This is a genomic window from Nocardioides sp. (assembly GCF_016462705.1).
Taxonomy (GTDB): Bacteria; Actinomycetota; Actinomycetes; order Propionibacteriales; family Nocardioidaceae; genus Nocardioides.
Genome location: NZ_JAEMSS010000021.1, coordinates 1 through 12,997, shown reverse-complemented (window position 1 = coordinate 12,997; position 12,997 = coordinate 1). Strand labels below are relative to the sequence as shown.

Annotated in this window: 13 protein-coding genes; 5 read left to right on the top strand and 8 right to left on the bottom strand. The window is 72.3% G+C overall.

What is annotated here, in order from left to right:
• Positions 1–79 precede the first annotated feature (79 nt).
• A complete protein-coding gene (locus JHD21_RS04475) occupies positions 80–994 on the top strand; it encodes a glutathione S-transferase C-terminal domain-containing protein (RefSeq protein WP_292671975.1) in 915 nt (304 codons plus the stop codon).
• A 6-nt stretch (positions 995–1,000) separates the two neighbouring features.
• Here the strand turns inward: JHD21_RS04475 and JHD21_RS04470 are convergent, their stop codons facing one another.
• The 4 genes from JHD21_RS04470 to JHD21_RS04455 are packed head-to-tail and all read right to left on the bottom strand — an operon-like array spanning position 1,001 to position 5,031.
• The gene (locus JHD21_RS04470) at positions 1,001–1,447 is read right to left on the bottom strand and encodes an ATP-binding protein (RefSeq protein WP_292671973.1); all 447 of its coding nucleotides are present in this window, start codon (positions 1,445–1,447) and stop codon (positions 1,001–1,003) included.
• Positions 1,440–1,775: an STAS domain-containing protein gene (locus JHD21_RS04465; RefSeq protein WP_292671971.1), complete on the bottom strand. Its 336-nt coding sequence runs from the start codon at positions 1,773–1,775 to the stop codon at positions 1,440–1,442. The genes JHD21_RS04470 and JHD21_RS04465 overlap by 8 nt, the downstream gene beginning before the upstream one ends.
• Positions 1,772–3,778, bottom strand: a complete 2,007-nt coding sequence (locus JHD21_RS04460; protein WP_292671969.1) for a glycosyltransferase — start codon at positions 3,776–3,778, stop codon at positions 1,772–1,774. The genes JHD21_RS04465 and JHD21_RS04460 overlap by 4 nt, the downstream gene beginning before the upstream one ends.
• Entirely contained in the window at positions 3,775–5,031 is a 1,257-nt protein-coding gene (locus tag JHD21_RS04455) for a SpoIIE family protein phosphatase (RefSeq protein WP_292671967.1), read from the bottom strand. Before JHD21_RS04455 ends, JHD21_RS04460 begins: the two co-directional genes overlap by 4 nt.
• Before the next feature lie 321 nt (positions 5,032–5,352).
• Between JHD21_RS04455 and pdhA the strand changes: the two genes are divergently transcribed.
• The 3 genes from pdhA to JHD21_RS04440 are packed head-to-tail and all read left to right on the top strand — an operon-like array spanning position 5,353 to position 8,999.
• Positions 5,353–6,513, top strand: a complete 1,161-nt coding sequence (gene pdhA / locus JHD21_RS04450; RefSeq protein ID WP_292671966.1) for a pyruvate dehydrogenase (acetyl-transferring) E1 component subunit alpha — start codon at positions 5,353–5,355, stop codon at positions 6,511–6,513.
• Positions 6,513–7,508, top strand: coding sequence for an alpha-ketoacid dehydrogenase subunit beta (locus JHD21_RS04445; protein ID WP_292671965.1), 996 nt, complete (start codon positions 6,513–6,515; stop codon positions 7,506–7,508). The genes pdhA and JHD21_RS04445 overlap by 1 nt, the downstream gene beginning before the upstream one ends.
• 3 nt (positions 7,509–7,511) lie before the next feature.
• A complete protein-coding gene (locus JHD21_RS04440) occupies positions 7,512–8,999 on the top strand; it encodes a dihydrolipoamide acetyltransferase family protein (protein ID WP_292671963.1) in 1,488 nt (495 codons plus the stop codon).
• 379 nt (positions 9,000–9,378) lie between these two features.
• On the opposite strand, the gene JHD21_RS04435 is transcribed toward JHD21_RS04440, so the two are convergent.
• The 4 genes from JHD21_RS04435 to JHD21_RS04420 all read right to left on the bottom strand — a co-directional run bounded on the left by JHD21_RS04435 (position 9,379) and on the right by JHD21_RS04420 (position 12,527).
• Positions 9,379–10,689 (bottom strand): ArgE/DapE family deacylase, encoded by a 1,311-nt coding sequence (locus JHD21_RS04435; protein ID WP_292671961.1) that lies wholly within the window; start codon positions 10,687–10,689, stop codon positions 9,379–9,381.
• A 112-nt stretch (positions 10,690–10,801) separates the two neighbouring features.
• Entirely contained in the window at positions 10,802–11,212 is a 411-nt protein-coding gene (locus JHD21_RS04430; protein WP_292671959.1) for a VOC family protein, read from the bottom strand.
• 101 nt (positions 11,213–11,313) lie between these two features.
• Positions 11,314–11,673 (bottom strand): AraC family transcriptional regulator, encoded by a 360-nt coding sequence (locus JHD21_RS04425; protein ID WP_292671957.1) that lies wholly within the window; start codon positions 11,671–11,673, stop codon positions 11,314–11,316.
• 29 nt (positions 11,674–11,702) lie between these two features.
• Complete coding sequence (locus tag JHD21_RS04420) at positions 11,703–12,527, bottom strand: SDR family oxidoreductase (RefSeq protein ID WP_292671955.1); 825 nt, start codon at positions 12,525–12,527, stop codon at positions 11,703–11,705.
• A gap of 53 nt (positions 12,528–12,580) precedes the next feature.
• Here JHD21_RS04420 and JHD21_RS04415 point away from each other — a divergent pair.
• Positions 12,581–12,997, top strand: a 417-nt coding sequence (locus JHD21_RS04415) for an alpha/beta hydrolase domain-containing protein (protein WP_292671953.1), incomplete at its 3' end; no start/stop codon positions are given.

Sequence of the window (12,997 nt, the reverse complement as noted above, 5' to 3'; positions counted from 1 at the left end):
ACGTCGACACGATTCGACACGAGGGCCCGGTGCAACGCGCCGGGCCCTCGTGCCGTGTCCGGCTGGGTACCGCCCACCCGTGAACAGCTACGTGCAGGCCGGCGGCTTCGAGCGCGACACCGACTACATCCCGGACCGGATCAGGCGGGACGACCCGGTGTGGCCGGTCGAGCCGGGGCGCTACCGGCTGGTGGCCGCGCGGGCCTGCCCGTGGGCGACCCGGGCCATCATCGTGCGCCAGCTGCTCGGCCTGGAGGATGTGATCTCGATGGGTCTGTGCGGACCCACCCACGACGAGCGCAGCTGGAGCTTCGACCTCGACCCGGGGGAGGTCGACCCTGTGCTCGGGATCAAGCGGCTGCAGGAGGCCTACCTCGCCCGCTTCCCCGACTACGACAAGGGCATCACCGTGCCGGCCGTCGTCGACGTGCCGACCGGCCAGGTGGTCACCAACGACTTCCCCTGGATCACCCACGACCTCTTCTTCGAGTGGAAGGACCACCACGGCCCGGACGCGCCCGACCTGTGGCCGGCCGACGTCCGTGAGGAGATGGACGAGGTCATGCAGCGCGTCTACACGGAGGTCAACAACGGCGTCTACCGCTGCGGCTTCGCCGGCTCGCAGGAGGAGTACGAGGCGGCGTACGACCGTCTGTGGGCGACCCTGGACTGGCTCGAGGAGCGCCTGGGCGAGCGGCGCTACCTGATGGGGGACGCCATCACCGAGGCCGACATCCGGCTGTTCACGACGCTGGCCCGGTTCGACGCCGTCTACCACGGCCACTTCAAGTGCAACCGGCAGAAGCTGACCGAGATGCCCGCGCTCTGGGGCTACGCCCGTGACCTGTTCCAGACGCCAGGGTTCGGCGACAACACCGACTTCGAGCAGATCAAGCGGCACTACTACGTCGTGCACGAGGACATCAACCCGACCGGCATCGTGCCGGCCGGTCCCGACCCGGCGGTCTGGGACGAGCCGCACGGCCGGGGCTGAGCGCCGTCAGGCGTCGCGGCCCCGCACACAGCGCAGCACCCAGACGTTGCGGCCCCCGTCGCGGCGGTGCTCGAGGTGGTCGAGGCTCGCCAGGGCCAGTGCGAGGCCCCGGCCCGACTCGGCCTCCGGGTCGGGCAGGGTGACGTCGCTCAGGTCGATCTCGACCGGCATGCCGTTGTCACCCAGCTCGGCCTCGAGGCTGTCGTCCGTGACCGTGATGCGCACCGACAGCTCGCGGGCACCGCTCCCGGCGGCGCCGGAGTCGTCGCGACGATAGGCGTGCTCGACGACGTTGGCCACCATCTCGACCAGGCCCATCTCGAACCGCGCCCGGTCCCTCGCAGAGACGCCGGGGCTGCTCCTCCAGAGGTCGGCCAGCTGGTTCTGCACCAGGTCCAGGGCGGCGGGCGTCGCCGCGGCCGTCACGGTGACCGAGGCCGGGGCCTCAGTCATCGAAGGCCGTCTCCGGGTCCGCGCGGGGCCGGAGGACCTTGTCGAGGTTGGTGAGCTCGAAGACGGTCATGACCTCGCGGGTCGGGCGCGCGACCCGCAGGTCGCCGCCTGCCTGGCGCGCGGACTTGAGGCCGGCGATGAGGGCCCCGAGACCGGAGGAGTCGAGGAACGTCGTCTCCGCCAGGTCGACCACGATCCGGTGCGTCCCGGCGGTGGCCAGCTCGCCCAGGGCCTCACGCAGCCGGCCCGCCGACACCATGTTGAGCCGGCCCCGCGGGACCACGACGCCGATGCCGCGCGGGTCGGTGGTGACCTCGATCTCGATCATGCCGGGGGTCCTCCTCGGGTGCTGGTCGTGGCGACGGCCAGGGCGGCCGCACCCCCGGTATCCGTCTCGGGACCGCGGTAGCGCACCGCGCGGACCACGACCCAGAGGACCACGAGGTCGAAGCAGACCCAGAACAGGTTCGCGTAGACCCCGAGCGGACTGCCCTCGTCGAAGGCCTCCAGCCGGACGACACCCGCGATGACGGCGAGCACCAGGACGACCATCGCGACGAGCTGGGGCCGGACGAGCCGCCAGGGCCGTCCGCCCTCCTGCTCGCGCCGGGTCTTCGGCGTGACGGCGAAACCGAGCGGCCGGCCGAGGTAGACGTTGGCGAAGGCCGACGTGACGGCCTTGATCCAGGTGGGGAACAGCGCGAGGGAGTACTGCTGGCCGCGCCACGTGGGGCGGCCGTCGGCGACCAGCCAGAAGAGCAGCTGGTTGACGACCAGGAAGGGGATCAGTCTCAGGAAGAACTCGCCGCTCCAGGCATCGACCGGCAGGACCCCCAGCGTCAGGTAGACCACCGGTGCGGCGATGTAGACGACGGCGGCGAACCCGGAGAGGTAGCTCCACATCGTGGAGAAGTACATGAGCCGCTGCGGCCACGTCAGGCCCCGCTGGAGCAGCGGGTTCTCGCGGAAGAAGACCTGCATGGTCCCCTGCGCCCAGCGGAGGCGCTGGGTGAGCATGGTCTCCACGTCCTCGGGTGCCAGGCCGTGGGCGAGGACCTCGTCGACGTACGCCGTGCGCCAGCCGAGGCCGTGCAGCCGCATGCACGTCGCCATGTCCTCGGTGACCGAGATGGTGGCCAGCGGCATGACGGGCTGCGCCTCGTCCGCACGCCCGACGTCGACGGCGTCCACCAGCGCCTGGACCGTCTCGATGGCGCCGAGCGGCGACCACTCGCGGGAGGCGATCCGGTCGAGCGCCTCGTCGTCGACGGTGGCCAGGCGCGCGTCCGGACCCGCGCCGATGCCCTCGAGCTCGGCGATGGCCGACAGGTCCTCGCGGACCGCGGTCAGGTCGGCCGCGACGAGCCGGCGGTGCACCTCGTCGACCCGGCGCTGGAACCGGTAGGTGACGTCGAACAGGGCCTCGCCCTGGGCCAGCTCACGGCGAGCCCGGCCGAGGTCCTGGAGGATGGTGTCGAGCCCGGCCCGCACGTCCGCCTGGTCCGGCCCGAGCTGCCGGCGGGCCCGGGTGACCACCCGCCTGGCGGTGCGCAGGGCCCGGTGCACGCCCACCTCGACCTCGCCGACGTACCCGGTGATGCCGAGCTGCATGAGCGCCTCGCGGCGGATGACGGCGTTGGACCCGCAGAAGAAGGCCGCGTTCCACCCGTCCTTGCCCTGCTGGATGGGTCCGTAGAAGAGGGGTGCCTGGCTGCCGAGCGGATCGCTCGGCGGCACGTTCTCGAACCACTGCGGCGTCTGGACCAGCGCCATCCGCTCGTCCTCGAAGTAGCCGAGCGTGCGGTCCAGGATTTCCGGCGAGGGCACCTGGTCGGCGTCGAGGATCAGCAGGAACTCGCCCTCGGTGGCGAGCAGGGCGTTGTTGAGGTTGCCGGCCTTGGCGTGCCGGGGCCGGCCCTCCCAGTGGGCGGCCCGGGTGACCCAGCCGATGCCCTCGGCCTCGCACGCGGCCCGCATCTCCGCTCGGTCGCCGTCGTCGAGCACCCAGGTCTGGTGCGGGTAGCGGATCGCCTTCGCGGCCCGGGCGGTCCGCATGACCATCTCCACGGGCTCGTTGTAGGTGGTGATGAAGACGTCGACGGTGCGGTCGGGCAGCGGCGCCGGTGGCTCGCCCCGGCCCTTCGCGCGCCACACGGTCATCCCGAAGAGCAGCGAGTCGACGAGGCTGTAGGTCTCGGCGACCACGAGCGGCACCGCGATCCACCAGGCCGACCAGTGCACCGAGAACAGCCAGCGCCAGGCGACGTAGTTGATCCCGAGCAGCGCGGTCACGAGGACCACGAACCGGATCAGCAGGAGCCGCTTCGTCACGACTCGTCCCCCCGGCGTACGACGAGGGCGGTGACGTCGTCGAGGGGGAGCCCGTCCCGGGTCATCCCGGCGATCCGCCGCAGCAGCCCCTCCACGCCGCCGGAGCCGGCGGCGAGCGCGCCCACGGGCTCCCACCAGGCGACGGGGTCGTCGAGCAGGTCGAGCAGGCCGTCGCTGAACACGACCAGCAGGTCGCCCGGCTCGAGCCTGGCCCGGTGCTGGGCCCAGGTGTCGCCCGGCAGGATCCCGAACGGCCGGTCGGTGCTGGTCAGCCGGTCGACGCGGCCGTCGGTGCGCACCGCGACGGCCAGCCCCAGCCCCGCGTCGACGTAGCGGACGTCGCCCGTGGTGAGGTCGATGGCGGCCTCGAACAGGGCCGCGAACGAGCCGGCCCGCTCGAGGTCGTTGGCGAGGGTGAGCGCGACCCGGGTCGCCGTCTGCCCGAGGTCCGCGCCGGCGACCACGTCGAAGTGGGCCGCCCGGACCCCGGCGCGGATGCCCGCGCCCACCAGGGCCGCACCCGTGCCCTTGCCCATGACGTCCCCGAGGCCCAGGTGCAGGACGCCCCGGCCGACGCCGTAGTCGTAGAAGTCCCCGCCCACCGCGAGCGCGGGGACGCAGACGCCGGCGGCCTCCCAGCCCTGGTGCCGCAGCGGCTCGGCAGGCAGCAGCGAGGCCTGCACGCGGGCGGCGGCGGCGCTGTCCGAGGCGGAGGTGAGCTCCTGCTCGGCCCAGACGGCGAGGTCCTGGAAGGCGGTGCGGCGCTCGCCGTCGAGGGTGGACGGCTCCGGGTCGAACACGCAGAGCACGCCCACCACGTTGCCGACGGGATCGCGCAGCGGCGCGCCGGCGTAGAAGCGGACCGCCCCCTGCCGGACGAGCTGGAGGTCGGCGAACCGCGGGTCCAGCCGCGCGTCCGCGACGACGGTGAGCCGGTCCTCGCTGGTCGTGGTCGCGCAGAACGTCTGGTCGCGGGGCAGGGGGCTCCCGTCGTAGCCGGCGGCGCCCGGGTAGCAGGCCCGGTCGCGGTCCAGGACGGTGATGGTGCTCATCTGCGCCCCGAGCAGGGTCTGCGCGACCCGGGTGATCCGGTCGAACCGCTCGTGGCGCTGGTCCTCGCCCAGACCGAGCGAGTCCACGGCTCGCTGGCGCCGCTCCTCGCGCGAGGGGTCGCGCGGCTCCCGGCCGTCCGGGCGATCCGAACGCCGGCGTTCCAGGCGGGCCGGACGCTGCAGCCCTGTGTGCAAACCCATGTGTCGGTGCCCTTGTCCTCCGGCGGTGGCTCCGCCGGTCAGCACCCCCCGAGAGTGTCTGGACCAGTACCCAACCGTAGGCACATCCGCCGCCCGGCGGCGGCAGAACCGCGCAAATTCACCCGGGGTCCCGGGGCGTTTCGCGCCGCACCCGAGGGCCCGATACATTGGCGCCGACGGATGTGGCCCGGCTCACAGCCCCGCACCACCCCTGCGGAGACGTGACCGGGCCCGAGGTGACTCGACCACTGACGGAGCCCGGCACGCGGAGACCCCGCACGGCCGCGACTGCGAAGGAGCCCGACGAATGAGCACAGCGCCATGAACCCCTTCGGTCCCGACCTGGCCGAGGTATTCGGCCCCTCCCAGAGCGACGGCGGCCCCGAGCTCGTCCAGCTCCTGACGCCCGAGGGTGAGCGGGTGCACCACCTGCCACCTGGTCTTGAACAGTTCGACCTCGACTTCTCCGCCGAGCAGCTGCGCGGCTTCTACCGCGACATGGTGCTCGTCCGACGCCTCGACACCGAGGCCACCGCGCTCCAGCGGCACGGCGAGCTCGGCATCTGGGCCCAGCTCCTCGGCCAGGAGGCCGCCCAGGTCGGCGCCGGCCGGGCACTCCGGCCACAGGACTTCGTGTTCCCGACCTACCGCGAGCACGGCGTCGCCTGGTGCCGCGGGCTCGACCCGCTGAAGCTGCTCGGGCTCTTCCGCGGCGTCGACCACGGCAACTGGGACCCGGCCGACTACAACTTCGGCCTCTACACGATCGTCATCGGCGCCCAGTGCCTGCACGCGACCGGCTACGCGATGGGCATGCAGCGCGACGGCGTCGTCGGCACCGGCGACCCCGACCGCGACGCGGCCGTCGTCGCGCACTTCGGGGACGGTGCCTCCAGCCAGGGCGACGTCAACGAGGCGTTCATCTTCGCCGCGTCCTACAACGCCCCGGTCGTGTTCTTCTGCCAGAACAACCAGTGGGCGATCTCCGAGCCGATCGAGCGCCAGAGCCGGATCCCGCTCTACCAGCGCGCGCTCGGGTTCGGCTTCCCGGGTGTCCGCGTCGACGGCAACGACGTGCTCGCGACGTACGCCGTCACGCAGGCCGCGCTGCAGCGGGCCCGCGACGGGCAGGGCCCGACCTTCGTGGAGGCCTACACCTACCGGATGGGCGCCCACACCACGACCGACGACCCGACCCGCTACCGGCTCTCCGGCGACGTCGAGAGCTGGAAGCTCAAGGACCCGATCGCCCGGGTCGAGGCCTACGTGAAGCGCAACGGCCTGGCCGACGCGGACTTCTTCGCCGATGTCGCCGCCGAGGCGGACGAGCTCGGAGCCACGCTCCGCGAGGGCTGCAAGGCGCTGCCCGACCCGCAGCCCATGAGCATGTTCGACAACGTCTACGCCGAGATGACCGACGAGCTCGGCGCGCAGCGCGACGGGTTCGCCGCCTACCTCGACAGCTTCGAGGGAGCGCGCTGATGGCCGCCCAGGAGAAAGCTCAGAAGATCACCCTCGCGAAGGGCCTCAACATGGGCCTGCGGAAGGCCATGGAGGCCGACCCCAAGGTGCTGATCATGGGCGAGGACGTCGGCAAGCTCGGCGGCGTCTTCCGGATCACCGACGGGCTGCAGAAGGACTTCGGCGAGGACCGGGTCATCGACAGCCCTCTCGCCGAGTCGGGCATCGTCGGCACGGCGGTCGGCATGGCCATGCGGGGCTACCGGCCGGTCGTCGAGATCCAGTTCGACGGCTTCGTCTACCCGGCCTACGACCAGATCGTCTGCCAGGTCGCGAAGATCCGCTACCGGAGCAAGGGCCGGGTCCCGATGCCGATCGTCATCCGGATCCCGTTCGGTGGCGGCATCGGGGCGGTCGAGCACCACAGCGAGTCGCCGGAGGCGCAGTTCGCGCACACCCCCGGCCTCAAGGTCGTCGCCTGCTCCAACCCGGTCGACGGCTACTGGATGATCCAGCAGGCCATCGCCTGCGACGACCCGGTGATCTTCCTGGAGCCCAAGCGGCAGTACCACGCCGACAAGGCCGAGCTCGACGACACGGTCACGCCGGAACCGCTGTTCACCTCGCGCGTGGTGCGCCAGGGCGGCGATGTCACCGTGCTCGCCTACGGGCCGACGGTGAAGACGGCCCTCAAGGCGGCCGAGGCCGCGTCCGGCGAGGGGCGGTCCCTGGAGGTCATCGACCTGCGCACCCTCTCGCCGCTCGACATGGCGCCGGTGCTCGACTCCGTGCGCCGCACCGGCCGAGCCATCGTCGTCCACGAGGCGCACGTCAACCTGGGCATGGGCGCCGAGCTCGCCGCGCGGATCACCGAGGAGTGCTTCTACTCCTTGGAGGCTCCGGTGCTTCGCGTCGGTGGCTTCGACACGCCCTACCCGGCGTCCCGGATCGAGGAGGACTTCCTCCCCGACCTCGACCGGGTCCTGGACGCCGTCGACCGATCCCTGGAGTTCTGAGCCATGGCCGAGTACCTGCTTCCCGATGTCGGTGAGGGTCTGACCGAGGCCGAGATCGTGGCCTGGAAGGTCAAGGTCGGCGACGTGATCGCCGTCAACGACATCGTCGTCGAGATCGAGACCGCCAAGTCGCTGGTCGAGCTGCCCTCGCCGTACGCCGGCACGGTGACCGCGATCCTCGTCGAGGAGGGCACGACCGTCGCGGTCGGCACGCCGATCATCGCGGTGGGCGACCCGTCCGAGGTCTCGGAACGCCCCGGTCCTCGCGGCGGCTCCACCACCGAGTCGGAGATGGAGATCGACCTGTCCAACCCGGCCGCCTCCGGTGGCGGCGAGGGCGAGAGCCTGGTCGGCCGCAACAAGGCCGACCGCGGCCCGACCCGGCGGCCCCGGCGCAAGCCCGGTCTGGAGGTCGCCGGGGTCCTCACGGCGCGCGCCGACGTCCACGACGTCTTCAACCCGGGCGCTCCGGCCCAGCACGAGAAGGTCGAGCGGATCGTCGACACCGTGCTCGCCGACGCCGAGGAGCAGCGAGGCGGTGCTCCGGAGATGCCCCCGTCGCCGCCGGCGGCGGTCACCCCGGCGGAGACCCGGGTGCTCGCCAAGCCCCCGGTGCGCAAGCTCGCCAAGGACCTCGGCGTGGACCTGGCCACGGTCACGCCGACCGGGCCCGACGGGACCGTGACGCGGGCGGACGTGGAGGGATCGAGTTCCAGCGCCGGCTCATCTGGTTTCGAGACAGGCGCTGGCGCGCCTTCCTCAACCAGCGGGACCGGTGGGGCTCGGGAGACGCGCGAGCCGATCAAGGGCGTCCGCAAGATGATGGCCGGCGCGATGACGCAGAGCGCGTTCACGGCACCGCACGTCACCGAGTGGGTGACCATCGACGCCACCCGCACCATGGAGCTCGTCGACCGGCTGAAGAAGAGGCGCGAGTTCCGGGACGTCAAGGTGTCCCCGCTGCTGGTCCTGGCCCGGGCGAGCATCCTGGCGATGCGACGTACGCCCGAGATCAACTCGTTCTGGGACGAGGCGGCCGGCGAGGTCGTGCTCAAGCACTACGTCAACCTCGGTATCGCGGCCGCCACCCCGCGCGGCCTGGTGGTGCCCAACGTCAAGGACGCCCAGGACCTGTCGCTGCTCGAGCTGGCCACGGCCCTGAACGACCTGGCCGCGGTCGCCCGCGAGGGCCGGACCCAGCCGGCGGAGATGAGCGGCGGGACGTTCACCATCACCAACGTCGGCGTCTTCGGCGTCGACGCGGGCACGCCCATCATCAACCCCGGTGAGTCCGCGATCCTGTGCTTCGGCGCGGTCAAGAAGCAGCCGTGGGTGGTCGACGTCGATGGTGAGGACCAGATCGAGGTCCGTCAGGTCACCACGCTGGCGCTGTCCTTCGACCACCGGCACATCGACGGCGAGAAGGGCTCGCGGTTCCTTGCCGACGTGGCCGGCGTCCTGGAGGACCCGGCTACGGCCATGCTGTTCTGACGTCTCCCGGGTCTCTGGCGTCGGGTCCCCGGGCGCTCCTCCGCGCGCTGGTGGGCGACGCACTCGGCCAGGACGGGGTCGGTCGTCGCCAGGTCGCAGAACGCGAACCAGACGTGGCAGTCCTCGACGTCCTCCTCGGTCGCAGGCCATGACGCCGTCGGTCAGCACGTCGCCGCGGTCGCAGGAGTCGGGGCGGCGGGGCATGTGCCCAGCCGAGCACCGACCACCCCCTGGCCGGGTGCATCGGTGGCAGGTTCTCCACAGGAGAGCCGTGCCTCACGCGAGGGACGCCCCGGAATAAGAAACGTACGTACGTTTCTTTTCCTCGCGGCCCTGTCCGGCGAGGGCCCTCACGCCTGGACGACGTGAGCCACACCCGCTAGACGTGCGCGCCGCAGGTCCGCAGCAGGGTCAGCACCAGGGCCTCGGTCACCGTCACCAGCTCGGAGACGGCCACCGACTCGTCCGGGCCGTGCGCGAGGCGGACGTCGCCGGGGCCGTAGTGCAGCGTGGGGATCCCTGCCTGGGCGTAGAGCCGCAGGTCGCTGCCGTACGGCGCCCCGCGTTCGCGCGGCGGCGGTCCGACCGTGACGTCCGCGTGCGCCGACCGCACCGTCTCGAGGAGCCGCCCGTGGTCGCCCGCGTACCGGTCGTCGTTGTACCGGCCGCTCGCGAACTGCCCCCCGGACCAGGTGACCGTGGGCGGGTGGTCGCGGAGCCACGGGTGGGCGGCGGCGACGTCGGCCACCACGTGCTCGAGCTCGGCGCGGGCGTCGTCCGGGTCCTCGTCCAGCGCGACGCCGAGCCGGCCCTCGGCGACCAGGAGGTCGGGCACGCTGCTGGCCCAGTCCCCGCAGCGGACCCGGCCGATCGAGAGCGGGTAGGCCACCGGGTACTCCCGCATCAACGGGTCGACCGCGGCGTTGCGGCGCGCCTCCAGCCCCGCCAGCGCCGCGTTGACCGGGAGGAACGCCTCGAAGGCACTCACCCCGGCGTACCTGGTGCTCCCGTGCGTGGCCGAGCCCGGGACGGAGATCTCGAACGTGAGGGCGCCGGCGTTCGCGGTGGTGACCGTCCCGGAGGTGGGCTCGGCGATCACGCAGACCTCGCCGCGGTGGCCCCGGCGCAAGGTGGCGAAGGCGCCGAGCCCGCCGTCCTCCTCGCCGACCACGAGGTGCAGGGCGTAGTCCCGCTCGAGCTGGATGCCTGCCGCCCGCACGGCGCGGACGGCGGCGAGCGACGCGACGACCCCCGCCTTCATGTCGACGGTGCCGCGCCCGTGCACCCGGTCGCCGGTGACCCGGGGGAGGAAGGGCTCGCCCGACCACCGGCTGAGGTCGCCGGGCGGGACCACGTCCACGTGTCCCTGGAGCACGAGCGCAGGTGGCATCTCAGGGCCGCCCGCGGTCAGGTCCGGTCCGGCCACGAGCCCCCACGACTCGGACCGCTCGACCTCCCAGCCGGGGAAGTCCGGGTCCGCCGTGACCCGGTCGAGGTCGATGGGCCACAGGTCGACGTCCAGGTCGAGCCGGCGCAGCTGCTTGGCCAGCCGGTGCTGGATGTCGGCCTCGGCCGCGGAGCCGCTGATGGAGGGCACCGCGACGAGGTCGACCAGGTCACGCACCAGCTCTCGCTCGTCGACGAACGCCAGAGCACGCAGCTCGAGGTCCGCCAGGTCGCGGTGGGCCATCGGCTCTCCTCATCCCTTCGGGTGAGGAGACCGTAAGCGGTGAAGGGGGCTGTCGCCCATGACCCGTTCGGGCCCCCCACGGCGGACCCGAACGGGCCAGGGCCCTCCCGCGTCAGGCCCGGTGCTGGACGAACCGGAGCTTGTTGCCGAACGGGTCACGGATGCCGGCGTCGATGCCGTACGGCTGCTCGTTGGGGCCGTCGGTGAACTCGACGCCCCGAGCCGACAGCTCGTCGTACGTCGCCTGGCAGTCGTCGGTCACGAAACCGACCCAGCCGCCCATGACCCCCTTGCTGATCAGCTCGCGCACCTGGGCCGCGGTCTCCTCGTCCATCGAGGGCGGGCCGGGTCGCTCGAGCAGGATCTGGCGGTCCTTGTGTCCCGGCACGTTGACGGTGAGCCACCGCATGAAGCCCATGTCGACGTCGCTGTGGACCTCGAGGCCGAGCTTGCCGACGTAGAAGTCGAGCGCCTCGTCCTGGTCGAGGACGAAGATCTGGGAGACGTTGATGCTGGTGAACATGGAGGTCCGCTCGGGACGTCGTGGTCGTGGGCTGGAGCGGTCGCCGACGACGCTAGGTGCTCGGGCGGCCACGACCTTCTCCGAAACTGCTCGACCTCGACTCAGCGTGGCCGGGTCCAGGCCATCGAGAAGTGGGTCGGCACCCGATCGACCCGCGGGGTCGTCGCGCGGTACTGGGACGGCGGCTGCCCGACGACGTCGCGGAAGGTGCGGCTGAAGGTGCCCAGGCTGGAGAAACCGACCGACATGCAGATGTCGGTGATCGACCGGTCCGTGGAGCACAGCATCGCCATCGCCCACTCGACCCGGCGACGCTGGAGGTAGCGGTGCGGGGTCTCGCCGAACGTCGCGCGGAAGGTGCGGATGAAGTGCGCCTCCGAGACGTGGGCGATCCGCGCCAGGGCGGGGATGTCCAGCGGCTCGGCGAACCGCCGGTCCATCGCGTCCCGGGCTCGGAGCATGCGCCGGTTCTGCTGCTCGACCTCCCGGCTCAGGACGGCTCCAGCGGGGCGACGTCCCAGCCTTCGGGGGACACCGGGTGCAGGATCGCGTCGGTCCCGCCGTCGACGTAGAGGACCGAGCCCACGATGAGCGACGCCTCGTCGGAGAGCAGGAAGGCGATGGCGGCCGCGACCTCCTCTGGGCGGCCGTCGCGACCGATGGCGCTCGGGTAGGACTCGGACAGCGGTCCGAAGACCGGGTCGGCCATCAGCTGGTCGACCATGGGGGTGGCGATCTTGCCGGGGGCCACCGAGTTCATCCGGATGCCGGCGCCGATCCACTCCGGCTTGACGCCCTCGCGGCGCGCCCACCAGGCCAGCGCGGCCTTGCTGGCGGGGTAGACCATCACCGCCTCGGTGCTGGACGCGGCCTCCCGGACGGCGGCCTCGTCGCCGCGCAGGCAGAGGCCCGCCACCCCGGAGTCCCAGCCGGGCTGGCCGGTGATCGAGTTCGAGGCCAGGAAGACGACCGCCGCGCCCGCCCCCGTCTGCCGGGCCGCCGCCAGCTGGGGCCGGAGACCCTCGACCAGGGCGATCGCGCCGAAGTAGTTGACCGACATGAGCAGCGCCGGGTCGACGCCGGTGAACCCGCCGATGCCGGCCGCCGGCACCAGGCCGTGCACGGCGCCGTCGGGCCCGACGAGGTCCTGGACGCCGGCGATCGCCGCGGCCCGCCCGGCCTCCGTGGCCAGGTCGGCGACGACGTCCGCGTCGCGCAGGTCCACGGTGACCACCCGGTGGCCGTCGTCGCGGAGCCGGGCGGTGGTGGCGGCGCCGATACCGGAGGCTCCGCCGCTGACGACGTAGGTCTTCACGGGCAGGACTGTAACGAGTTCTAGTTTCGGTCCGCTGCGTCTACGTTGACTCCGTGCTCCGCCGTGCCGTGCTGCCCCTTCTGGTGCTGGTCCTGGTCTGCTCGTGCTCGGCCGACTCGTCCGAGCCGCCCGACGGCGACGGGTCCGGGTTGCGGGTCCGCCCGCTCGACGGCGGCGACGGCATGTTCCTGGCCAGCTCGGAAGAGCTGCCCTCCCTACCCGAGGGCTGGGTCGAGGAGGAGCTGGCGGTGTCCGGCACCGCGACGACGTACACCAGCGACGGCGACCTGCCGACCGACGGGAGGTGGGACCTCGGCACCGCCTTCGAGGAGCCCTACGCGACCCGGGTCGTCGTCCGGCGCCCACCGGCCGCGGACTTCAACGGCACCGTGCTCGTCGAGTGGCTCAACGTCAGCGGCGGGTTCGACGCGAGCCCCGACTACACCTACCTGGCCGACGAGATCCTGCGC